This window comes from Devosia sp. UYZn731 (genome assembly GCF_040546795.1).
Classification (GTDB): Bacteria; Pseudomonadota; Alphaproteobacteria; order Rhizobiales; family Devosiaceae; genus Devosia.
The window spans coordinates 244,953-264,069 of record NZ_JBEPOL010000006.1; the positions used below are offsets into that span (position 1 = coordinate 244,953).

Here is a 19,117-nt window from a genome sequence, read left to right on the forward strand (position 1 = left end):
AAGGGACCCGATAGTCATGATTCGTCGCGATGCACTGCTGCTTGGCCTCACCGCCGCCCTGGCCTCGACGCTTCCCGCGCTGGCGCTGGATCGCGCGCTGAGCCCCGACGAACAGCAGTTGATCACCGACATCGGCGCCCATAATTCGGCGATCCGCACCATGGTGGGCCGGTTCCTGCAGATCGACACCAATGGCGGGCGCACCGAGGGCACGTTCTTTCTCGAACGCCCCGACAAAATCCGCTTCCGCTACAATCCGCCCAGCAAGGAAGAGATCGTGTCGGTGGGTCGGGGTTTTTACGTGCTCAACCGGGCCGACGAAACCTATTACGCCTACCCTCAGGACTCGATCCCGCTGCGCCAGTTTCTCGGCGACAAGATCGATCTGCTGGCCGCCAACGTGCTCGATGTCACTGATGCGGATGGCTATATGACGGTCGTGCTCAGCGACGAGACCGCCGCCGGCACGGTGCAGGTGTCGCTGATCTTCGATGTCGCCACCATGGACCTCGTGCAGTGGAGCCTGGTGGAGCCGAGCGGGTCGGAGTTGACCTTCTCGCTCTATGACGTCGAAAAAGGCGTCGACATCCCGCGCTCGTATTTCTCGATCCCGGCGACGTATAAGGGGCTGGATCCTTCAACCAAGCGGTAACGCTGGCTGGCTGGCTTCGCGCTCCTCATACACCGGCTTTCCCGCGGACTTGATCCGCGGGCCTCTCGCCGCTTGTGCCGTGTTGAGAGTGGCCCGCGGGTCAAGCCCGCGGGAAGGTCCAGTGGATGGTGGCCTTACTTCCCGAACACGAAAATCGCCACGAGACCCGCGGCGCCGACGATGATCCGCCACCAGGCGAAGGGCGCAAAACCGTAGCTCGACACGAAGTTCAGCAGATATCGCACCACGATCGCCCCGACCACGAAGGCGGCCGCAAAACCGATGGCGATATTGAGCCCTGCGCTCATGTCGATCAGGTCGCGGCTTTTGTAGAGATCGTAGCCGAAGGCGCCGATCATGATCGGCAGGGCGATAAAGAAGGTGAATTCGGCCGCCGAGCGCTTGCTGGCGCCGAACAGCATGGCGCCCACCACGGTCGAGCCCGAACGCGACACGCCGGGAACCAGGCTGAGCATCTGGAACAGTCCGATGATCAGCGCCAGATACCAGGGATACTGGTAGATATCGTCGTAAATGACCCGCTTGGGCATGCGGTCCACGATCAACAGGATCACGCCACCAACCAGTAGGCACGAACAGATCAGCACGGGCGATTCCCATAGCGCGCCCTGGATCACGTCATGCAGCAGAACGCCCGCGATAATCGCCGGCACGCAGGCCAGGATCACCGCCAGCGCGAAGCGCCACGCATAGGCTTTCCCGGTCAGGGCATCGCGGATCAAAGTCACCAGCTTGGCGAAATAGATGGTGACGATCGCCAGGATCGCCCCGAGCTGGATCAGCACGATAAAGGCGGCCGGCTGCGTCAGTCCGAAGAAATGACCGGCCAATAAAAGATGCCCGGTCGAGCTGACTGGCAAGAATTCGGTAAGCCCTTCCAGAATTCCCAGGACGAGCGGCACAAAAAGACCTTGATCCACGTTCAGATGATCCCCTAATTCTGGCTGCTTGGCGCCGCGTAGGCTGCTACGCTCATAGCGTGGTTCGCGCGAGCCGCCAAGAAGCCGCTGGGGCTGACGGCAAAATGTAATAATTTGTAAGAAAGAGCGTGCCGAATGCCCACTCTGCTGCACCATCCTCTCGACCCGTCCTCTCGCCTTGCACGGCTGATGTGCGCTGAATATGGCGTGCCGCTGGACGTGGAGGAGATCAAGCCGTGGCTGCGCGAACCGGGCCTGCTCGAAATCAACCCGGCCGCCACGCTGCCCATCATGATGGGCGAGCATGACGCACCGGTGGTGGGGCTCTTGGCCGTCATCCACGCCATCGAGGAGCAGTATACGCCCAGCGTGGTCGAAGGCCTGATCCCGTCCAGTGCCCCGGCCCGCGCCGAAATGTGGCGGCTGATGGACTGGGTGCTGTTCAAGCTCAATGACGAGGTGACCCGCTATATCCTCGAGGAAAAAATCGCCAAGCGCGACCAGCGCGGCGCGACCCCGGAGCCGTCGGTACTGCGTGCGGCCAAGGTCAATCTCAACGAGCATATGCTGTATTTCAACTGGCTGTTCGCCACCCGCCAATGGCTGGCCGGCAATAGCCTGACCCTGGCCGATTTTGCCTTGGCCGCGCATCTGTCGACGCTCGATTATCTGGGCGATATCGACTGGGGCAAAGCCGGCGAAACCCGCCTCTGGTACTCCCGCATCAAATCGCGCCCGGCGTTTCGCACGTTGCTGAATGATCGGGTTGTGGCGATGCCGCCGCATGTGGGTTATGCGGATCTGGATTTCTGAGCCTGCAAAATGTATATACATTCGTATAGGAATGTGCTATGGAGATTGCGGGCTTTGATTGGAATGTGGGCAATCTTGCCAAATGCCAGCGCCACGGCGTTTCAATTGAGGACATCCAATCGCTGTTCGCCAGGCCTCATGTCATCGCGGAAGATGTGAAGCACTCGATCGACGAACAGCGGTTCCTGGCCATTGGGCGAACCGCGACTGAACGCCCGCTCTTTGTTGCATTCACAACCCGGCAGCAGGGCGGCCGACTGCTGGTCAGGCCTATCAGTGCGCGCTTTATGCACGCCAAGGAGTTCAAGAATTATGGGCGGTAGAAAAGTTCCCGAGTTCAAAACGGACGACGAGGCAGAGGCCTTTCTTGAGCAGGACTTGTCAGACCTTGATTTCAGCCAGTTCAAGCCTTCTCCATTCGAGTTCAAACCGAAGGCAGCGCAATTGAACATGCGCCTGCCATCATCCTTGCTCGAAGCCCTCAAGGGCAAGGCGCAGGAGAAGGGCATCCCCTACACCCGCTATATCCGCCAATTGCTCGAGCAGGATATCGCAGGTCGGTGACGGCGCAGCCACAATCCACCGACAAGCTCATCGCCGAACTGCGTGCCCGTGCCACGGCGCTCGGTTTCGACAGTTTTGGCATTGCCGCCGCGTCGTCGCGCCCCGATCTTCCCGCCAAGCTTAATGCCGCGCTCGATGCTGGCTGGCATGGCGATATGGAGTGGATGGCCGAGACCGCCGAGCGGCGCGGAAGTCCGAATGCGCTATGGCCCGAGGCGCGCTCGATCATCCTGCTCGGTGTCAACTATGGCCCGCAGAGTGATCCGCTGGCCGTTTTGGGCGAACGTGATCGCGGCACGATTTCCGTCTATGCGCGCAATCGCGACTATCACGAAATCATCAAGGGCAAGCTCAAAGAGCTCGCTGGTCTCTTGTCGCGGCGCTCGGGTGCGGAGGTGAAAGTCTTCGTCGATACCGCCCCGGTCATGGAAAAGCCGCTGGCAGAGGCGGCTGGGCTCGGCTGGCAGGGCAAGCACACCGTGCTGGTCAGCCGGGAGTTCGGGTCATGGCTGTTCCTCGGGGCAATTTTCACCTCGGCTGAATTGCCGCCCAGCACCCCGCATGAGGAAAGTTGCGGCTCCTGCACGCGGTGCCTGGATATCTGCCCCACCAATGCCTTCCCGGCGCCGTTCCAGCTCGATGCGCGAAAGTGCCTCGCCTATCTCAATATCGAGCATCAGGGCCCAATTCCGCACGAATTCCGCGTGCCGATGGGCAATCGCATTTATGGCTGCGACGATTGCCTGGCCGTCTGTCCCTGGAACAAGTTTGCCAGCGTCAGCCGCGAGGCCAAGCTGCGCGCCCGTGCCGATCTCGAACGCCCCGCGCTCGCCGATCTGGCGCGACTGGACGATGATGGCTTCCGCAGCCTGTTCGCCGCCTCGCCGATAAAGCGGATCGGGCATGCAAGGTTCCTGCGCAATGTGCTGATCGCGGTGGGCAATAGCGGCGATGCCGATCTGGCGCCACTGGCCGAGGCCCGGCTCGATGCCGAAAACCCGCTGGTGCGTGGGGCCGCCATCTGGGCTCTGCGGCGGCTGGCCCCGGCGCGGGCCGATGCGCAAAGGCTTGCTTCTCTGGGCCGGGAAAGCCACAACAGCGTCAGTCTCGAATGGACCGCGGACCTCTGATGTTTTTCTTTTTCGGCATGGGTTTTTCGTCGAAGGCCGCGGCGCGGGCCATTTTTGCGCATGATGCATCCGCCGTCATCGCCGGCACCTCGCGCACGCCAGCGGGCGCGGCGGCGCTGACGAAACACGATATTTCCGCGCACGTCTTCGATGGCGCCGCGCCGGGTCATACCCTGGGCACCGAATTGCGCAACGCCACCCATGTGGTGCTGTCCATCGCTCCCGACGAGGCGGGCGATCCCGCGCTGATCCATCATCGTGCCGATCTGGACGCCGCGCCGAGCCTGGCCTGGCTCTGCTATTATTCCACTGTCGGGGTCTATGGCGATTTCGGTGGCGCCTGGATCGACGAGACCGCCCCGCTGGTGCCGCGCAATGCCCGCTCCGACCGGCGCGTGCTGGCCGAACAGGCCTGGCGCGATTACGCAGCCGAGCGCGGTGTGCCGCTCACCATCCTGCGCCTTGCGGGCATTTACGGCCCCGGTCGCTCTACCTTCGATAAGCTCGCTGCCCGGACCTCGCAGCGCATCGTCAAGCCCGGCCAGGTGTTTAACCGCATCCATGTCGCCGATATTGGCCGCATCACCGCTTTGGCGGCGGAACAGAAACTGGACGGCACCTTCAACGTGTCCGATGACGAACCGGCCCCGCCCCAGGATGTGATTGCCCATGCGGCCGCCATGGCGGGCGTGTCGCCGCCGCCAGAGATCGCCTTCGATAGTGCCGACCTCACCCCGATGCAGCGCTCGTTTTATGCCGACAACAAGCGCGTCTCCAATGCCGCCATCAAGAGCGCCTTGGGCATCGACCTGCTGTTTCCCACTTACCGCGAGGGGCTCGCCGATTGCCTGTCGAGACAACCATGACCGTTCAGCCCGCAAAATCCGCCCCGCAGCGTATCGTCCTCAGCGGCAAGTATGCCAGGCTTGAACCCATAGCCATCCACCATGCGGCGGACCTGTATGCGGCCTCCATCGGCGAGGGCGTGCCCGAGCGCTATCGCTGGCTGTTCAAGGAGCCGCCGGCAAACCTGGGCGACATGGAAAGCTGGATCAACGACGTCACCCTGTCGCATACCGAAACCTATGTGGCGGTGATCGACAAGGCCAGTGGCCGCGCCGTGGGTCATCAGGGCTGGATGCGCATTTTCCCCGAACACGCCTCGATTGAAATCGGCGGCGTCTATTGGGGCCTCGCCATGGCCCGCTCGCGCGTCGCCACCGAGGCGCTATACCTGTTCGCTCGCCACGCCTTCGACGATCTTGGCTATCGGCGTTTCGAGTGGAAGACCAACAATCTCAACCTCGCCTCCAAGGCGGCCGCACTGCGCTTCGGGTTTCAATACGAGGGCATGTTCCGGCAGGACCGGATCGCCAAGGGGGAGAACCGCGACACGGCATGGTTTTCGATCATCGACGGCGAATGGCCCGCACTGCGTGCGGAATATGAGCGCTGGCTGGCACCGGATAATTTTGGGCCCGATGGGGCGCAGAAGAGCAAGCTGGTGGTGCGGGGGTAGGGCAGACACTTCACCTCTCCCTTTGGGGGAGAGGTCGGCGCGCAGCGACGGGTGAGGGGGCCTTCCCCAAACGCCTGACCCAACAAAGGCCCCCTCACCCGACCCAAGAGGGTCGACCTCTCCCCCAAGGGAGAGGTGACGAAGCGCTGGCGCATAACGTCCTACCCCTCCACCAGCCCCATCACCGCCGCCCGCAGTCGGGCCAAATCCTCCGGCCGGCTTAAGCGATGATCGCCGTCGGGGATCAGCGTCAGCGTCACCGGGTCGTGCAGGATATGGGTCACCAGCTTGATCGCCGCGGCCTGTGGCACATCGGGGTCCTGCCCGCCTTGCAGGATGACCACGGGACATCCGGTCTCGATCACCCCGCCGAACAGCAGGTGCTGCTTGCCGTCCTCGATCAGTTTTCGGGTGATGCGGTACGGCGTGCTGGAATATTGCGAGGGGCGGTCGACATAGCCCAGATTTTGCAGCGACTCATGCTGCTCTGGCGAAAACTCCGGCAGCATGCGCTCATGGGTCATGTCGACGCCGGGCGCGATCAGCACCAGCCCCTTGGTCCGCTGCGTGCCGGCTGCCAGCATCGCCTTGACCAGCAGCAGCGCGATCCAGCCGCCCATCGAGGAGCCGACGATGATCTGCGGGCCGGTGGTGGTGGCGAACACCGCCTGGGCTTCTTCCAGCCAGCGGCTGATAGTGCCTTGCTCGAAATCGCCGCCCGAAACCCCATGCGCCGAATAGTCGAACCGCGTCACCGCAAGGCCCTTTTCGGCGCCCAGCGCGTCCAGCGCCATGGCCTTGGCACCGATCATATCCGAACGAAATCCGCCCAGCCAGAACAGCCCGGGCGACCCGCCGCTGCGCGTTTCCATGGCGATGGCGCGGGCTTCCGAACCGGTTCCAACCGTCAGTGTCGCGCTTTGTATGTTGGGCATAGGTCGCAGCCTCTTTCGATGTTATAAAGCCTAACCAGCGATGGTGGCCCGGCGCGGGCGCAAAGGCGCAACAGGGCGCATTTTGTGCGCGTTTGCCTGTTGACTTATGCCTGCGCTAACACGATTTTATGGCTGATTTCACCATTTGGTTTGTCAATACAAGGAACGTTTGCCATTCGTCGTCCCATGAGACCAGTTGCGCCCCAGAAAGATGGGCCGCCCTCTAACGAAGATATCACCAGTGCCGATGTCCAGCTCATCGACGCTGAAGGCGAGAATCGCGGGATCGTCAACACCCGCATCGCGCTCGCAGAAGCCCAGGAACAGGGTCTTGACCTGGTCTTGATCTCTCCCAATGCCGTGCCGCCGGTCGCCAAGATGCTCGACCTCGGCCGCTTCAAATACGCCGCGCAGAAAAAAGCTGCCGAGGCGCGCAAGAAGCAGAAGGTGATCGAGGTCAAGGAAGTCCAGCTCCGCCCCAATATCGATACCCACGACTACGACACCAAGATGAAGGCGGTCGAACGCTTTCTCGACGACGGTGACCGGGTCAAGGTGACCATGCGCTTCCGCGGTCGCGAAATGGCCCACCAGGACATCGGCATGCAGCTGCTGGTCAAGGTCAAGGACCAGTTCGAAACCGTGGCCAAGGTCGAGTCGCAGCCACGCTCGGAAGGCCGCCAGATGGTCATGGTGCTGGCGCCCAAATAAGGGCTCGCCGCATGAATTGAAAAAGGCAGGCCGCGCGGCCTGCCTTTTTTGTTTGGAAGCATGGTCAGCTTAGGCGATCCAGCCCAGTGCCGTCTCGACTTCGGCCGCCATGGGAATGGCTGGTTGCGCCCCCGGCTTGAGGCAGGCCAGGCTGGCCGCCACCGCTGCGCGCTTCATTGCCGCTTTCAGCTCCAGCCCTGCGTCCAGACCCGCCGCCAGATAGCCGCAAAACGTGTCGCCGGCGCCCACTGTGTCCACCGGCTCGATCGGCATGGCCGCAACGTGGAACAGCGCACCCTTGGTGGCGGCCTTGGCGCCATCGCCGCCCAGGGTCACGATAACGGTCTGGTCGTGCTTAGCTGACCAGTCGAGCATGGCGGCGTCGAGCTCGTCCAAGCCGCGACCGCTGAGCAGTTGGAACTCGGTCTCGTTGGCGACGAGGATGCTTGCCTTGTGGGCCACGCTCGGCGTGCTGTCGAGATAGGGCGCGGTGTTGAGAATGGAGACGAGGCCTCGTTCGCGCGCCAGGTCCAGCGCGCGCTCCGTCGCCGCCTGCGGAATTTCCTGCTGCAACATCACGACACTCCCCGGCGGCAGTTCGCCCAAAGCCGCATCGGCGTCCGCTGCAGTAACCGTACCATTGGCGCCGGGCAGCACGGCGATGCAATTCTCGCCCTTGGCATCCACGAAGATCATCGCAACCGCGGTGGCGCCCGGCGATACCTTGAGACCGCTCAGGTCCACCCCGCCGGCGCGCAGCAGCTCCAGCGCGCTGCTCGCAAAAGCATCGTCGCCGACCGCAGAAATGTGCTTCACGTCCGAACCGGCGCGCCGCGCCGCCAGTGCCTGGTTGGAGCCCTTGCCGCCCGGCGCGGTCGCGAACACGCCGCCCAGCACCGTCTCGCCGGGCTTGGGCAGACGAGGCACGGTGCCGATTTGGTCCAGGCCCGTGGAGCCGAAAACAGTAATCATTTGGCAGCTTTCAAAACAGTGTTCCAGTTGCGCGACGTCCATAGCCGCTTTTTGCCGAAGTGCTTCCAGATCATTTCCATGCCCTGCCCATAGCGGCCTTCGGCGTTGCGAAACGTCAGCACGAAGACCTCGCTATCGGTCAGCTTGACCACTTCGAAATCGCCCGCCACGGCGCAGGGCATGGGGAGCGACCTGGCACCAGAATCGTCCACGAAGGTGACGTAGAGTTTGGTGTCGTCGTCTTCCACGCGACCGGCAAACGGGTCAAGCCCCACGATATCGCGCAAGTGCGCCTGGCTGCGCAGCACGGTGCCGATCTCGAAGCCGAACCGCTGCGCCAGGCTCCTCTCGATGGCTCGGGCGTCCACCGCATCGGCATCGAACAGCACATTGCCGCTGGCCAGCAGCGTCTTGACGTTGTCGAATCCCATCGCGGTGAAGGCCGCCTGCAGGTCGGCGCTCTTGACCTGGCGCTTGCCCAGATTGACCCCGCGCAGAAACGCCGCATAGCGCGTCACGATGCACGGCTCTTGCCCTGGGGATAAATCGTCTCGCCCCTGGCGAGCATCTCCACAAAGGCTTTTATGTTTTTCTCGCGGCCCGCCGCCGTCTTCAGATTGCCGATGCGAAAGCCCAGCGCGAACCGGTTCTGGGCGCTCAGTGTCTCATAAGTCGCCAGCGCCCTGGGCTCTGCCCTGATCGCCTCCATGAGGTCGTCCGGCGTCACCATGGTTTTGGAACTGCCATAGGCCGCGTCCCAGCGCCCGTCCGTTTTGGCCGCCTCGACATGTTTCAGCCCATGCTCGGTCATGCGCCCGTCGGCGACCAGCCGGGCGACATTGTCGCGGTTGATCTGGCTCCAGAGGCTCTTCTTGCCGCGGCGCGTATAGCGCTGCACGAAGGAGACGTCGTCCCAGGACTTGCGGATGGCATCGATCCAGCCCCAGCACAGCACCACGTCGATGGCTTCCACCGCCGTGATCGTGGCCTTGCCGCTGGCCTTCTTGAAAATGCGAATCCACACCTCGTCGTCCTGGTCATGATGGGCCTTGAGCCAATCGTAGAAGGCGTCCTGGTTCGGAAACTCCCGGATTTTTTGCGGATCGACGATGACCGGCGCCATCTATCCGGCCTTGGGGGCTTGGTCGATGATCCGCTGCAGTACTGGGTCCAGCAATTCGGCTGCGGGCAGGCCGAGACCGAACACGCCGCTCAGCGCCTCGCGCAAGGCCTCGACGGTCTCCAGCACCTGCACCGCGTCGGGCTCGCCTGCCGCGCGCACCGTCAGCCGGTTGCCCCCCAGCGTGATCCTGCGGCCGCTGGGCGACAGCGCTACGCCGAGGTCGCGAACGAATTTGGAGCTGGGATCGGTTGATACGAAGAGGTTGGGCGCCGCGCAATCGGCTTCCTGCTGCTCGGCCAGCGTGAATACATAGAGCGTGCGCCAATGCTCGCCGAGTTGCACCTGCAGGTGCCAATCGGGATCGCCGCCGGTCAGCCGATAGGTTTCGTGCGGCGTCGTCTGCTCGATATCGGCGCGCAGCTTCATCGGCGCGGTCAGCCCCAGGCCCCCGAAGCCCACATCCGCAATATAGGTCGTGCCCGCGATATCGACGGCCAGCACCATGTGGGTGGCAGGACGGTGCACGGCTTCGGCATCGGCCCAGACCACGCGCGCCGCCAGGCCTCGTACGGTGAAATCGAGGTCCTGCAGCACCGCCATCAGCAGCGTGTTGTGCTCGAAACAATAGCCGCCGCGCCGTTCGGCCAGCAGTTTCTGCTCAAGGCTCGCCTGATCCAGCCGCACCGGCAGGCCCAGCAGAGGGTTGAGGTTTTCGAACGGAATGGTGGCGGGATGCAGGGCGTGGATCAATTCCAGGGTCGCCAGACTCGGCGCGATCGAGCCCGCAAAGCCGATGCGCTCGAAATAAGCGTTGAGATTGACCGTCCGACTCATCGACCACCCTTGTCGTTGTTTTCGATTGCGCCGCAATATGCTGCAAGCCGACCGGCTTTGTCACGCGGGGCGCGCATTTTGGACCAAGGGAAATCAGCATGGGCATGTTCGACTGGCTAACCGGCAGTAAATCGGCCCCCAGCGGGGTGACGCGCCAGCCTGCTTCCGCCCTGCGCCAGCAACTCCTGGCGATCAACCGCGATACCGCCCCCTTTATCATCCGAGATGGCGCGCCCGAAGGCTGTGACCTCGTGGCCGAATGGAAGATCGTCGATGCCCGCTGGTATGAGATTTTCGCCAAGGCCGGGCTCGAAAAGACCTTCAAGGTGCTGATGAAGTTCGATGAGGCCGGTGGCGAAGTGCGTTCGGTGGATCAGGAATGGAGCGTGGAATGGCGCGCTGGCATCCCCAATCTCACCCTCGCTGTCTCCAGCTTCCGCGGCCAGAAAAAGGAATTCAGCTTCGGCACCGCCTTCGCGTTCAAGGAAGAGGACCTGTCCTTCGGCAAGGTCTACGAATACCGCTTCAAGACCAGCGAAATCAAAGACCCCTTGGTTGCCGTCGCCCAGGCCGCCGGCTGGGGCTGGAAAGGCGTGGCGTTCGGGAAGTTGTGAGGACTATCCGAAGATCGCCGCGAAACGGGCCATAACATCGTCCATGATAGGGCGGGGGACTTGCTCGCCGGTCTTGGTGCCGTTGCGGGCGAGCAGGTCGACGGCTCTGACCTGATCGAGCTGAACAATGCCCGTAGTGGCAATTCCGGCACCCGAGAGACTGACATAGGTGCCGCCGGCGCGCGATGCATTCCCAACGGTCGTGATCGGCGCGACATAGGGCAGGTGCGTCGCATTGTAATCGCGGCTGGTCAGAATGACCACGTAGTGTTTCCCTGTCTGTTCGCGGCCTGACGAGGGACGCAGGTCCAGATGATAGATGTCGCCACGATCCGGCAGCTGTTTTCTTACCAAGTCTCACGCCCCATCGCTGGCGCATCGCTCCACTCGCTATGGGCTTGGCGCAATGGCTCTATACCGGCGGCTTTTTCCTCCGCCAGCAATTGTTTGAGCGAATATTTGGGTTTGGCAGGTTTGGCCACGAGGCTACCATTGGCGACCTTCAGGTCAAATACCGCGCCGATCGACACGCTCATGGTGTCGAGCATTTCCGGAGGGATCGCCAGCATCGCTGAGCCACCGACCTTGCGTAATTTCGCCAGCGCCATGGCCAATCTCCTGTCATGTTATATCAAAATATAACACGACATCGGTCCGTCGGCAATAAAATCGAAAAAGCTACGCTCAGCCCTGAGCCCTGCGCACCCGGATCACCACGTCGACATGGCTCATCACCATGCCGTGCGGCACTTCGGGGAGGGTCTTGAATTCCACGGCCGTGGCCGGGATGTCGATCATGCGCTGCTCGTCTTCGACGTAGAAGTGATGGTGATCGGAGGTGTCGGTATCAAAATAGGAGCGCGAGGCATCGACCGCCACTTCGCGCAAGAGGCCCGCTTCGTGGAATTGATGCAGGGTATTGTAGATCGTCGCCAGCGAGACATTGACGCTGGCCTCGTTGGCCTCGCCATGCAACTGCTCGGCGCTGACATGGCGATGTGGGCCCCCGAACAGCAGTTCGGCCAAGGCGACGCGCTGGCGCGTGGGGCGCAGGCCCGCCATGCGCAGCACGGCCGTGAGGCATGGCTTGCGGGAGGGAAGAGCCCGAACGGTCTGGTTGCGATCTGGCATTGGGTCCTTTGGAACACGAAAAGGGCCGGAAAACTTGCCTTCCTTATAGCCATGCGGCCCCCTGGGCACAAGCGGCGCGGCGCCCCATGGCTGCGGCCAACTGGCACTCACCCACGGGAGGCTTACTTGACCCCTCTGCCGCGCCCCTCTACTAGGGTCGACAAGGGTTAATCGGGAGCTTTGGATGGCGGACCGCGCGAACGCATTTGGGTATGAAGAGCTGCTGGCACACGGTCGCGGCGAACTACCGGGGCAAATGGATGCCCGTCTGCCCGCACCGCCCATGTTGATGTTTGACCGCATCACCCGCATCCAGGCCGATGAAGGCGCCTATGGCAAAGGCTATGTGGTCGCCGAACTCGACCTGCATCCCGACCTCTGGTTCTTCAAGTGCCATTTCATTGGCGATCCGGTGATGCCGGGTTGCCTTGGGCTCGATGCGCTATGGCAGATGACTGGCTTTTTCCTGGGTTGGTCGGGTTCGCGCGGACGCGGCCGCGCCCTTGGCGGAGAGATCAAGTTTACCGGCCAGGCGACCACCGAAAAAAAGCTGCTTGAATATCGCATCGACATCAAGCGCCACATGCGTTCCCCCTTGCCGTTCGGTATCGCCACCGGCACCGTCAAGGCGGACGGCGAGACCATCTACGTTGCCGAAAATCTCAGGGTTGGCCTCATTCCTGTCGCATGAGTGCTGAAAAGCACCTGATATGAGTGCCATGAACTTGATTTGTATAACACAATAAGAGACGCCAGCCTGAAGGCGTCCGGCGGAAGACGGAGCGAGGCAAGCAGATGAGACGGGTTGTCGTCACCGGCATGGGTATCATTTCCTCGATCGGCAATACGATCGCCGAAGTGATCACGAGCCTGCGCACCGCCAAGCCAGGCATTATCGCTGCGCCCGATTACATCGAGCTGGGTTTCCGCAGCCAGGTTCATGGCGACCCTCAGCTCGATCCGTTTGCTGTCCTCGATCGGCGCGTCACCCGTTTCATGGGCAAGGGCGCGGCCTGGAACTATCTGGCCATGCAGCAGGCGATCGCCGATGCGGGCCTGGAAACGGCCGACATTTCCAATCCGCGCACCGGTATCGTCATGGGCTCGGGCGGCACCTCGACCCGCACCATCGTGGAAGCCGCCGATATCACGCGCGAAAAGAAAAGCCCCAAGCGCATCGGCCCGCTCGCTGTGCCCAAGGCAATGGGCTCGACCGCCTCGGCGACGCTCGCCACGGCCTTCGGTATCAAGGGCATCAACTATTCCATCTCGGCGGCTTGTGCGACGTCCAAGCACTGCATCGGCAATGCCTATGAGCAGATCCTGATGGGCAAGCAGGACATCGTGTTTGCCGGCGGCCACGAGGATCTGGACTGGACGCTGAGCGACCTGTTCGACGCCATGGGCGCCATGTCCTCGGACTTCAACGATACTCCGGCCCGGGCTTCGCGCGCCTATGACCGCGACCGCGATGGCTTCGTCATCTCCGGTGGGGCGGGCGTGCTGGTGCTCGAGGAACTGGAGCACGCCAAGGCGCGCGGCGCCACCATCCATGCCGAGGTAATCGGCTATGGGGCAACTTCCGACGGGCTCGACATGGTCGCGCCCTCGGGCGAGGGGGCCGAGCGCTGCATGCGCATGGCGCTGGAAAACGTCAAACACAAGATCGACTACATCAACCCCCACGCTACCTCGACTCCCGTCGGCGACGCCAAGGAGATGGAGGCCATCCGGGCGCTCTTCGGCAACGAGGACAAGTGCCCGCCGATTTCGGCTACTAAATCGCTGACCGGGCATTCGCAGGGCGCCACCGGCGTGCATGAATCGATCTATTCGATCCTGATGATGCGCGAGCGTTTTATCTGCGAAAGCGCCAATATCGAGAACCTCGATCCGGCCTTTGAAGATATGCCCATCCTGCGCCAGCGCCGCGATAATGCGGACCTAGGCGTGGTGCTGTCCAATTCATTCGGGTTTGGCGGAACGAACGCGGCTCTGGTGTTCAAGCACCCGGACGCTTGACGCGGGGCCGCGGCCAAGCATTGATGCATCCCCACCCACTGGCCTTCCCGCAGGCTTGATCCGCGGGCCACTCGCCGCGTGTCAAGAAGCGGGGGTCGGCGGGTGAGGGACGAGGCCCGCGGATCACGTCCGCGGGAAGGCGGTGGTGGGGCGACTGCCTTGCAAAAGCGCAAAGCCCTAAAACGAAAACTCTGAAAACCGCGCGCCCTTGCTGTCGTAAACCAGCACGCGGCCGATCAGGGGTTCGCCGATGCCGGTGATCAGCTTGATCGCCTCCATGGCCATCAGCGTGCCGATCACCCCCGTCAGTGGGCCCAGCACGCCATTGGCCTCGCAGGATGGCAGGTCGTCGTCACCAGCCTCTTCGGGGTAGAGGTCTGTGAATTTTGGCGCCGCGCTGCCATCGGCACGATGCAGGTGCGGCGCGAAGATCGTCAATTGGCCGTCGAACATGCCGACCGCGCCGCTTACCAGTGGCCGGCCCAAGGCCTCGCAGGCAGCGGCCACCGCCCGGCGGGTTTCCAGATTGTCGGAACCGTCCAGCACCAGATCGTAGTCATCCACCAACGTTTGGGCATTGCCCCCATCGATGCGCACGTCATGGGCCACCATGGCCACATGCGGATTGAGCGCCGACGCAAAGGCCACGGCGCTCGCGGTTTTGGCCTGCCCGATGGTGTGGGTGCGATGCACGATCTGCCGCTGCAGGTTGGATAGCGACACGCTGTCATTGTCGACGACGCCAAGCGTGCCAACGCCGGCGGCGGCCAGATAGGCGATGGCCGGACTGCCCAGCCCGCCCGCTCCGATCACCAGCACACGGGCGCGCTGCAGTGCCTGCTGCCCGCCGCCGCCCATGCCCTTGAGCACCAGATGGCGGGCATAGCGGCGATTCTCTTCCGGGCTGAAGGCCATCAGAACTTGAGTGGCACGGCAATGAAGCGCCGGTCGGCCCCTTCGAAGCCAAGCGAATAGACCGACACGATGGCCAGTGCGCCCGGCCCGAGTTCGGGGGCGAATGCCGCCAGGTCGTCGAATGGCGTGATTACGCCATAGAGCCGATAGCCGAGCGGGCACCCGCGGCTTTCAGGCACCGTCTTGTCGCGATAAACCTCGTGGGCTTTTCCATCCACCGTCAGGTTCAACGCGAAACCGGCCTCCCCAGCATCGGTTTCCCCAACGCAGTCAGCCATGCTCAACGTCGCGGCCACGCCTGACAGCGTTAGCTCATAGCTCGCCTCGGGCGCCGCCATGCTGTAGCCCGGCTGGCCGAAGCGGAGCATTTTGTCGTTGATCCCCGCCGCGCCATCGCCATTGAGCGCGATGATATCGACCGGCTCAGCGATGCCCAGCGTGTCGAGCACCGGCCGCGCCTGGCTCAGCGCATCGGCGCGGGCAGCCGCCAGGGTACTGCTTTCATCCTCCAGGCGCACCCGTACCGGAGTGTTCTTGACCCATTGGTCGGTCTGTAGGTCCAGCACATAGACATTGGCATAGGCAAAGCCGGAGCCATCCTGGATGCCGAACTCCTCGAAGGCAAAATACCGCGCATCGTCTGAATAGCCGATAAACCCGATGCCGGCACGGTCTCCCGCCCAAGCCGGCAGCACCAGGACCAAAAGGGCCAAAAGACTAGCGGCCAGTCGAACCATGGCCGCCCTCGCCGCGTTCGGTGCCGTCCAGCACTTCGGTTTCGATCAGCGCCACGGCGCTGACCGGCGCCACCACCATTTGGGCGATGCGCTCGCCCCGGCGCACCACGAATGGGACCGCGCCATGGTTGATCAGCAGAACCTTGACCTCGCCGCGATAGTCCGCATCCACCGTGCCGGGCGAATTGAGCACGGTGATGCCATGCTTGGCAGCCAGTCCCGAGCGGGACCGGATTTGCGCCTCATAGCCATTGGGCAGGGCGACGGCAAAGCCGGTGGGGATCATGGCATAGGCCCCTGGCGCGATTTCCACGGCCTCGTCCGCCGCCAAGGCCGCCGCCAGATCAAGCCCGGCCGCACCCGCCGTCTGCTGGCGGGGAAGGGGCAGGCCCTCCCCATGGGGCAACCAGCGAAGTGCAATAGTGACTGTCATTGCACCCGCACCACGGCATAGAGTTCATCGGGCAAATCCGCCGTGCCATCGATCAGCCCCAGGAACGGGATCATCTGCTCGGCCGATTTTTTGTCCGCCGACAGCGTCATATTCGTGTCTGTCACCTCGAGCCCCGCAAAATGCAGCGTGATGGCGTGGTCCTTGAAGAAGGCCTCGATCATCTGCCTGGTTTCCTCGTCCATCTTGTCGTCGACGCCGATCTCGCTCTTCATGTCGGCAGTCGGCAGGGCGACGCGGACCAGCCCCGGCCCCGCCGGCGTGAAGGTGATGGTCTGCTTCTCATTGCCCATGCTGAGCCCTGCAAACGGGCCTTCCTCGCTCAGCACACAGGTGGCGCTGCCGTCCTTGTTTTCGGTCAGCTCGCCCTTGGAGCAGAACTCGTCTTCGGCCGGCGCCCCGGCTCCGGTCTGGGCGGCATTGGTCTTGACCATGGCGTAAAATTCGGGCGCCATGACCTGGGTCATCACCGCCTTGGCATTGGTCATACTGGTGACGGTGACGTCGACCTTGGCATCGATGCAGCCCGTAAGCCCCGTGGCCAGCAACACAACGCCAGCCAGCCGGCCGGCCCAGTTCAAACCCATATCCCGTCTCCCCAGACACCGGCGCACCGGCCGGCAATCTATGGGGGAGGGCGGTGGGGGGCAAGGTGGTGACGATTGATTGAGACCTAGAGGCGCGTTACCCGCCAGATCATCACGGCCACAAGGATCAGCGCGAGCCAGCCCAGGGCCAGCAGCATCCAGCGTGGGAAGCCCGCTCGATTGTGCTTTTCGGCATGGAAATCAGCCAGTGCCAGTTCGGCTTGCGCCAGAATGACCGGCACCCGCTGCGCCGCATCGGCAAAAATCTTGAGCCCGTCCTTGAGATCGGCCAGCTTGCCTGGCGGGCCCTCTTCGCGCCGCAGCCAATCGCCCACCACCGGTTCCGCAATGGTCCAGATATCCAGCTCTGGATCGAGCGCTCTTGCGACGCCTTCCACCAGCACCATGGATTTTTGCAGCAGCACCAGTTCGGGCCGCGCCTGCATCTGGAACAGGTCGGTAATGGTGAAGAGCTGGCCCAGCACCCGCGCCATCGAAATGTCCTGCGCGGTGCGGCCATGCAGCGGCTCGCCGATCGAACGGATGGCGAGGGAGAAATCGTCCACCGATTGCGCCGCCGGCACATAGCCGATGTCGAAATGGCGTTGTGCCACCATGCGGTAATCGCGTGTGATGAAACCGAAGAGGATATCGGCGAGGAACCGCCGCTCGGCGCGGTTGATGCGGCCCATGATGCCGAAGTCCACCGCCACCACCGCGCCTGTCTTCGGATCGACGAACAGATTGCCCGGATGCATGTCGGCGTGGAAAAACCCGTCGCGGATGGCATGCTTGAGGAAGCTTTGCAGCAGCGTTTTGGCGAGCGCCTTGCGGTCCACGCCCGCCGCGTCCAGCGCTGCAGTGTCGCGGATCGGAATACCGTCCACCCAGGTGGTGGTCAGCACGTTCTGCGCGGTGTGGTCCCAGCTGACGCTCGGGATGACGAAGCCTTCGTCGTCCTTAATGTTTTCGGCAAATTCGCTGATCGCCGCCGCTTCCAGCCGCAGGTCGAGTTCCAGCCGGGCCGAACGGTCCAGCGTCTCCACCACCTGGGTGGGCTTGAGCCGCCGCGTCGAGCGCACCAGCCGTTCGGCCAGCCGCGCCCCGGCGTAATAGCTCTCGATATCGGCCATGAAGCGATGCGCCACGCCCGGCCGCAAAATCTTGACCGCCACGATTTTGCGAGGCCCCTCGGCCGGCACCAGTTTGGCCTGATGCACCTGCGCGATGGAGGCAGCCGCGATCGGCGCGGTGAGTTCGGTCAGTTCGGCCGCCTTGGCCCCCAGCGCTTCGAGCAGAATTGCCGGCACCAAAGCCGCGTCGAACGGCTCCATCTTGTCCTGCAGGCCCGCCAGGTCCGCCGCCACCTCGGCGCCCACCACGTCGGGGCGTGTCGCCAAAGTCTGGCCGAATTTCACATAGGTCGGCCCCAGCCGGTTCAGCGCCCGGTTCAGGCGCTCGACATGGCCGGTGCGCCGCACCGATGGTCGTTCGATCACCCGGCCGAGGCCAATGCCGAAGCGCAATGGCAGCGGCAGGTCGCGCGCCACGATAATCGACAGCGCACCCTCGCGCGCCAGCACATATCCGGCCCGGACCAGCCGGAAATAGGCGGAAATCAGCATCTGGGCCTAAATCTTCCAGCCGGAAAACAGCGCCGCGATATTGCCGCTGAAGGCGGTGTGCTTGGCGCGTTTGAACCCTGCTGTCGCCAGCATGCCGGTAAACGCCTCGGGGGTGGGGAACTTGCGGATCGATTCCACCAGATATTGGTAGGGCTGGGCGTCGCCCGTCACCAGCTTGCCCATCGGCGGGATCACCTGGTCCGAAAACGCCTTGTAAAAGCTGTCGAGGCCTGGCACGTCGACTTGCGAAAATTCCAGCACCATGATGCGCCCGCCGCGCTTGAGCACGCGATGTGCCTCGCTTAGCGCCTGCTGGATACGCGGCACATTGCGAATGCCGAAGGCGATCGTATAGGCGTCAAAGCTGTTGTTGGCGAAGGGCAGTTCCTCGGCATTGGCTTCGACGAAGCTAGCCTGTGCTGGATAGCGCCAGCTCTTGGCGCGCTCGGCGCCGACGCGCAGCATGTCCGAATTGATGTCGCTGACAACGACTTCGGCATAGCCCACGGAGGCGTTGATGATGCGCTCGGCAATATCGCCGGTGCCCCCGGCCATGTCGAGCACCCGATACGGCCGCGAGCCCGATTTGGGCGGCGCCAGGTCCGCCACCATGGCGTCTTTCCACACCCGGTGGATGCCGCCGCTCATCAGGTCGTTCATCAGGTCATAGCGGTCGGCCACGCCATGGAACACCGCGTTGACAAGGCCCTGCTTGTCCTCTAGCGCCACGGTCCGCTCGCCGAAATGGGTGGTTTGACTGCTCTGTGCCATGGCTCGCGCCTCGCCGTTTTGATTTGGCCGCACCATAGCGAAGCGTTATGCGGTTTGCCATGGCGCAAAG

26 protein-coding genes are annotated in these 19,117 nt (G+C 63.1%); 11 read left to right on the forward strand and 15 right to left on the reverse strand.

Going from position 1 to position 19,117, the window contains the following annotated elements; all coding sequences use genetic code 11:
• Nucleotides 1-16: 16 nt before the first annotated feature.
• Nucleotides 17-652, forward strand: coding sequence for a LolA family protein (locus ABIB57_RS16405; RefSeq protein ID WP_354042189.1), 636 nt, complete (start codon nucleotides 17-19; stop codon nucleotides 650-652).
• Between the two features lie 134 nt (nucleotides 653-786).
• On the opposite strand, the gene ABIB57_RS16410 is transcribed toward ABIB57_RS16405, so the two are convergent.
• Nucleotides 787-1,593: an undecaprenyl-diphosphate phosphatase gene (locus ABIB57_RS16410; protein WP_354042191.1), complete on the reverse strand. Its 807-nt coding sequence runs from the start codon at nucleotides 1,591-1,593 to the stop codon at nucleotides 787-789.
• Between the two features lie 135 nt (nucleotides 1,594-1,728).
• On the opposite strand from ABIB57_RS16410, the gene ABIB57_RS16415 reads away from it, so the two are divergent.
• The 6 genes from ABIB57_RS16415 to ABIB57_RS16440 are packed head-to-tail and all read left to right on the forward strand — an operon-like array spanning nucleotide 1,729 to nucleotide 5,619.
• On the forward strand, nucleotides 1,729-2,406 hold the full coding sequence (locus ABIB57_RS16415) for a glutathione S-transferase family protein (RefSeq protein ID WP_354042192.1): 678 nt from the start codon (nucleotides 1,729-1,731) through the stop codon (nucleotides 2,404-2,406).
• A gap of 38 nt (nucleotides 2,407-2,444) precedes the next feature.
• Entirely contained in the window at nucleotides 2,445-2,729 is a 285-nt protein-coding gene (locus ABIB57_RS16420) for a BrnT family toxin (protein ID WP_354042193.1), read from the forward strand.
• Complete coding sequence (locus ABIB57_RS16425; RefSeq protein ID WP_354042195.1) at nucleotides 2,719-2,970, forward strand: CopG family antitoxin; 252 nt, start codon at nucleotides 2,719-2,721, stop codon at nucleotides 2,968-2,970. The genes ABIB57_RS16420 and ABIB57_RS16425 overlap by 11 nt, the downstream gene beginning before the upstream one ends.
• Complete coding sequence (gene queG, locus ABIB57_RS16430; RefSeq protein WP_354042196.1) at nucleotides 2,967-4,100, forward strand: tRNA epoxyqueuosine(34) reductase QueG; 1,134 nt, start codon at nucleotides 2,967-2,969, stop codon at nucleotides 4,098-4,100. The genes ABIB57_RS16425 and queG overlap by 4 nt, the downstream gene beginning before the upstream one ends.
• On the forward strand, nucleotides 4,100-4,966 hold the full coding sequence (locus tag ABIB57_RS16435; protein WP_354042198.1) for an NAD-dependent epimerase/dehydratase family protein: 867 nt from the start codon (nucleotides 4,100-4,102) through the stop codon (nucleotides 4,964-4,966). Before queG ends, ABIB57_RS16435 begins: the two co-directional genes overlap by 1 nt.
• A complete protein-coding gene (locus tag ABIB57_RS16440) occupies nucleotides 4,963-5,619 on the forward strand; it encodes a GNAT family N-acetyltransferase (protein ID WP_354042199.1) in 657 nt (218 codons plus the stop codon). The genes ABIB57_RS16435 and ABIB57_RS16440 overlap by 4 nt, the downstream gene beginning before the upstream one ends.
• A 161-nt stretch (nucleotides 5,620-5,780) precedes the next feature.
• On the opposite strand, the gene ABIB57_RS16445 is transcribed toward ABIB57_RS16440, so the two are convergent.
• Nucleotides 5,781-6,554 (reverse strand): alpha/beta hydrolase, encoded by a 774-nt coding sequence (locus ABIB57_RS16445; RefSeq protein ID WP_354042200.1) that lies wholly within the window; start codon nucleotides 6,552-6,554, stop codon nucleotides 5,781-5,783.
• Between the two features lie 174 nt (nucleotides 6,555-6,728).
• Here ABIB57_RS16445 and infC point away from each other — a divergent pair, with 174 nt between their 5' ends.
• Nucleotides 6,729-7,265 (forward strand): translation initiation factor IF-3, encoded by a 537-nt coding sequence (infC, locus tag ABIB57_RS16450; RefSeq protein WP_354042436.1) that lies wholly within the window; start codon nucleotides 6,729-6,731, stop codon nucleotides 7,263-7,265.
• A gap of 69 nt (nucleotides 7,266-7,334) precedes the next feature.
• Here infC and ABIB57_RS16455 read toward each other — a convergent pair whose 3' ends face one another.
• The 4 genes from ABIB57_RS16455 to ABIB57_RS16470 are packed head-to-tail and all read right to left on the reverse strand — an operon-like array spanning nucleotide 7,335 to nucleotide 10,194.
• Complete coding sequence (locus tag ABIB57_RS16455; RefSeq protein ID WP_354042202.1) at nucleotides 7,335-8,237, reverse strand: ribokinase; 903 nt, start codon at nucleotides 8,235-8,237, stop codon at nucleotides 7,335-7,337.
• The gene (locus ABIB57_RS16460) at nucleotides 8,234-8,755 is read right to left on the reverse strand and encodes a DUF1697 domain-containing protein (RefSeq protein WP_354042203.1); all 522 of its coding nucleotides are present in this window, start codon (nucleotides 8,753-8,755) and stop codon (nucleotides 8,234-8,236) included. Before ABIB57_RS16460 ends, ABIB57_RS16455 begins: the two co-directional genes overlap by 4 nt.
• On the reverse strand, nucleotides 8,752-9,360 hold the full coding sequence (locus ABIB57_RS16465) for a YdeI/OmpD-associated family protein (RefSeq protein WP_354042204.1): 609 nt from the start codon (nucleotides 9,358-9,360) through the stop codon (nucleotides 8,752-8,754). Before ABIB57_RS16465 ends, ABIB57_RS16460 begins: the two co-directional genes overlap by 4 nt.
• Nucleotides 9,361-10,194, reverse strand: coding sequence for an arylamine N-acetyltransferase family protein (locus tag ABIB57_RS16470; RefSeq protein WP_354042205.1), 834 nt, complete (start codon nucleotides 10,192-10,194; stop codon nucleotides 9,361-9,363). It abuts the gene before it with no gap.
• Between the two features lie 98 nt (nucleotides 10,195-10,292).
• Between ABIB57_RS16470 and ABIB57_RS16475 the strand changes: the two genes are divergently transcribed.
• On the forward strand, nucleotides 10,293-10,808 hold the full coding sequence (locus tag ABIB57_RS16475; RefSeq protein ID WP_354042206.1) for a hypothetical protein: 516 nt from the start codon (nucleotides 10,293-10,295) through the stop codon (nucleotides 10,806-10,808).
• Between the two features lie 3 nt (nucleotides 10,809-10,811).
• Here the strand turns inward: ABIB57_RS16475 and ABIB57_RS16480 are convergent, their stop codons facing one another.
• The 3 genes from ABIB57_RS16480 to irrA form a co-directional block, all read right to left on the reverse strand.
• Nucleotides 10,812-11,162 (reverse strand): type II toxin-antitoxin system PemK/MazF family toxin, encoded by a 351-nt coding sequence (locus ABIB57_RS16480; protein ID WP_354042208.1) that lies wholly within the window; start codon nucleotides 11,160-11,162, stop codon nucleotides 10,812-10,814.
• Nucleotides 11,156-11,416 carry an AbrB/MazE/SpoVT family DNA-binding domain-containing protein gene (locus tag ABIB57_RS16485; protein ID WP_354042209.1) on the reverse strand — a complete coding sequence of 87 codons (261 nt, stop codon included), beginning with the start codon at nucleotides 11,414-11,416 and terminating at the stop codon, nucleotides 11,156-11,158. The genes ABIB57_RS16480 and ABIB57_RS16485 overlap by 7 nt, the downstream gene beginning before the upstream one ends.
• A gap of 76 nt (nucleotides 11,417-11,492) precedes the next feature.
• Nucleotides 11,493-11,939 carry an iron response transcriptional regulator IrrA gene (irrA, locus tag ABIB57_RS16490; RefSeq protein WP_354042210.1) on the reverse strand — a complete coding sequence of 149 codons (447 nt, stop codon included), beginning with the start codon at nucleotides 11,937-11,939 and terminating at the stop codon, nucleotides 11,493-11,495.
• 184 nt (nucleotides 11,940-12,123) lie between these two features.
• Here irrA and fabA point away from each other — a divergent pair, with 184 nt between their 5' ends.
• The gene (gene fabA, locus ABIB57_RS16495) at nucleotides 12,124-12,630 is read left to right on the forward strand and encodes a 3-hydroxyacyl-[acyl-carrier-protein] dehydratase FabA (RefSeq protein ID WP_299728844.1); all 507 of its coding nucleotides are present in this window, start codon (nucleotides 12,124-12,126) and stop codon (nucleotides 12,628-12,630) included.
• A 104-nt stretch (nucleotides 12,631-12,734) separates the two neighbouring features.
• Nucleotides 12,735-13,961: a beta-ketoacyl-ACP synthase I gene (gene fabB, locus ABIB57_RS16500; RefSeq protein WP_354042211.1), complete on the forward strand. Its 1,227-nt coding sequence runs from the start codon at nucleotides 12,735-12,737 to the stop codon at nucleotides 13,959-13,961.
• A gap of 177 nt (nucleotides 13,962-14,138) precedes the next feature.
• Here the strand turns inward: fabB and moeB are convergent, their stop codons facing one another.
• The 6 genes from moeB to ubiE all read right to left on the reverse strand — a co-directional run bounded on the left by moeB (nucleotide 14,139) and on the right by ubiE (nucleotide 19,083).
• Nucleotides 14,139-14,876: a molybdopterin-synthase adenylyltransferase MoeB gene (gene moeB / locus ABIB57_RS16505; protein WP_354042212.1), complete on the reverse strand. Its 738-nt coding sequence runs from the start codon at nucleotides 14,874-14,876 to the stop codon at nucleotides 14,139-14,141.
• Nucleotides 14,876-15,613: a DUF2259 domain-containing protein gene (locus tag ABIB57_RS16510; RefSeq protein ID WP_354042213.1), complete on the reverse strand. Its 738-nt coding sequence runs from the start codon at nucleotides 15,611-15,613 to the stop codon at nucleotides 14,876-14,878. Before ABIB57_RS16510 ends, moeB begins: the two co-directional genes overlap by 1 nt.
• Nucleotides 15,594-16,046 (reverse strand): dUTP diphosphatase, encoded by a 453-nt coding sequence (gene dut, locus ABIB57_RS16515; RefSeq protein ID WP_354042214.1) that lies wholly within the window; start codon nucleotides 16,044-16,046, stop codon nucleotides 15,594-15,596. Before dut ends, ABIB57_RS16510 begins: the two co-directional genes overlap by 20 nt.
• Nucleotides 16,043-16,651 (reverse strand): hypothetical protein, encoded by a 609-nt coding sequence (locus ABIB57_RS16520; protein WP_354042215.1) that lies wholly within the window; start codon nucleotides 16,649-16,651, stop codon nucleotides 16,043-16,045. Before ABIB57_RS16520 ends, dut begins: the two co-directional genes overlap by 4 nt.
• Nucleotides 16,652-16,737: 86 nt before the next feature.
• Nucleotides 16,738-18,276 (reverse strand): 2-polyprenylphenol 6-hydroxylase, encoded by a 1,539-nt coding sequence (gene ubiB, locus ABIB57_RS16525; protein ID WP_354042216.1) that lies wholly within the window; start codon nucleotides 18,274-18,276, stop codon nucleotides 16,738-16,740.
• Nucleotides 18,277-18,282: 6 nt separating this feature from the next.
• Nucleotides 18,283-19,083, reverse strand: a complete 801-nt coding sequence (gene ubiE, locus ABIB57_RS16530; protein ID WP_502914408.1) for a bifunctional demethylmenaquinone methyltransferase/2-methoxy-6-polyprenyl-1,4-benzoquinol methylase UbiE — start codon at nucleotides 19,081-19,083, stop codon at nucleotides 18,283-18,285.
• Between the last annotated feature and the right edge of the window lie 34 nt (nucleotides 19,084-19,117).

Bases quoted from the DNA above. Each gene is read 5' to 3' on its own strand.
- ABIB57_RS16405 (WP_354042189.1), top strand. From the start codon at position 17: ATGATTCGTCGCGATGCACTGCTGCTTGGCCTCACCGCCGCCCTGGCC.
- ABIB57_RS16415 (WP_354042192.1), top strand. From the start codon at position 1,729: ATGCCCACTCTGCTGCACCATCCTCTCGACCCGTCCTCTCGCCTTGCA.
- ABIB57_RS16420 (WP_354042193.1), top strand. From the start codon at position 2,445: ATGGAGATTGCGGGCTTTGATTGGAATGTGGGCAATCTTGCCAAATGC.
- ABIB57_RS16425 (WP_354042195.1), top strand. From the start codon at position 2,719: ATGGGCGGTAGAAAAGTTCCCGAGTTCAAAACGGACGACGAGGCAGAG.
- ABIB57_RS16435 (WP_354042198.1), top strand. From the start codon at position 4,100: ATGTTTTTCTTTTTCGGCATGGGTTTTTCGTCGAAGGCCGCGGCGCGG.
- ABIB57_RS16440 (WP_354042199.1), top strand. From the start codon at position 4,963: ATGACCGTTCAGCCCGCAAAATCCGCCCCGCAGCGTATCGTCCTCAGC.
- ABIB57_RS16445 (WP_354042200.1), bottom strand. From the start codon at position 6,554: ATGCCCAACATACAAAGCGCGACACTGACGGTTGGAACCGGTTCGGAA.
- ABIB57_RS16455 (WP_354042202.1), bottom strand. From the start codon at position 8,237: ATGATTACTGTTTTCGGCTCCACGGGCCTGGACCAAATCGGCACCGTG.
- ABIB57_RS16465 (WP_354042204.1), bottom strand. From the start codon at position 9,360: ATGGCGCCGGTCATCGTCGATCCGCAAAAAATCCGGGAGTTTCCGAAC.
- ABIB57_RS16470 (WP_354042205.1), bottom strand. From the start codon at position 10,194: ATGAGTCGGACGGTCAATCTCAACGCTTATTTCGAGCGCATCGGCTTT.
- ABIB57_RS16475 (WP_354042206.1), top strand. From the start codon at position 10,293: ATGGGCATGTTCGACTGGCTAACCGGCAGTAAATCGGCCCCCAGCGGG.
- ABIB57_RS16485 (WP_354042209.1), bottom strand. From the start codon at position 11,416: ATGGCGCTGGCGAAATTACGCAAGGTCGGTGGCTCAGCGATGCTGGCG.
- irrA (WP_354042210.1), bottom strand. From the start codon at position 11,939: ATGCCAGATCGCAACCAGACCGTTCGGGCTCTTCCCTCCCGCAAGCCA.
- fabA (WP_299728844.1), top strand. From the start codon at position 12,124: ATGGCGGACCGCGCGAACGCATTTGGGTATGAAGAGCTGCTGGCACAC.
- fabB (WP_354042211.1), top strand. From the start codon at position 12,735: ATGAGACGGGTTGTCGTCACCGGCATGGGTATCATTTCCTCGATCGGC.
- moeB (WP_354042212.1), bottom strand. From the start codon at position 14,876: ATGGCCTTCAGCCCGGAAGAGAATCGCCGCTATGCCCGCCATCTGGTG.
- ABIB57_RS16510 (WP_354042213.1), bottom strand. From the start codon at position 15,613: ATGGTTCGACTGGCCGCTAGTCTTTTGGCCCTTTTGGTCCTGGTGCTG.
- dut (WP_354042214.1), bottom strand. From the start codon at position 16,046: ATGACAGTCACTATTGCACTTCGCTGGTTGCCCCATGGGGAGGGCCTG.
- ABIB57_RS16520 (WP_354042215.1), bottom strand. From the start codon at position 16,651: ATGGGTTTGAACTGGGCCGGCCGGCTGGCTGGCGTTGTGTTGCTGGCC.
- ubiB (WP_354042216.1), bottom strand. From the start codon at position 18,276: ATGCTGATTTCCGCCTATTTCCGGCTGGTCCGGGCCGGATATGTGCTG.
- ubiE (WP_502914408.1), bottom strand. From the start codon at position 19,083: ATGGTGCGGCCAAATCAAAACGGCGAGGCGCGAGCCATGGCACAGAGC.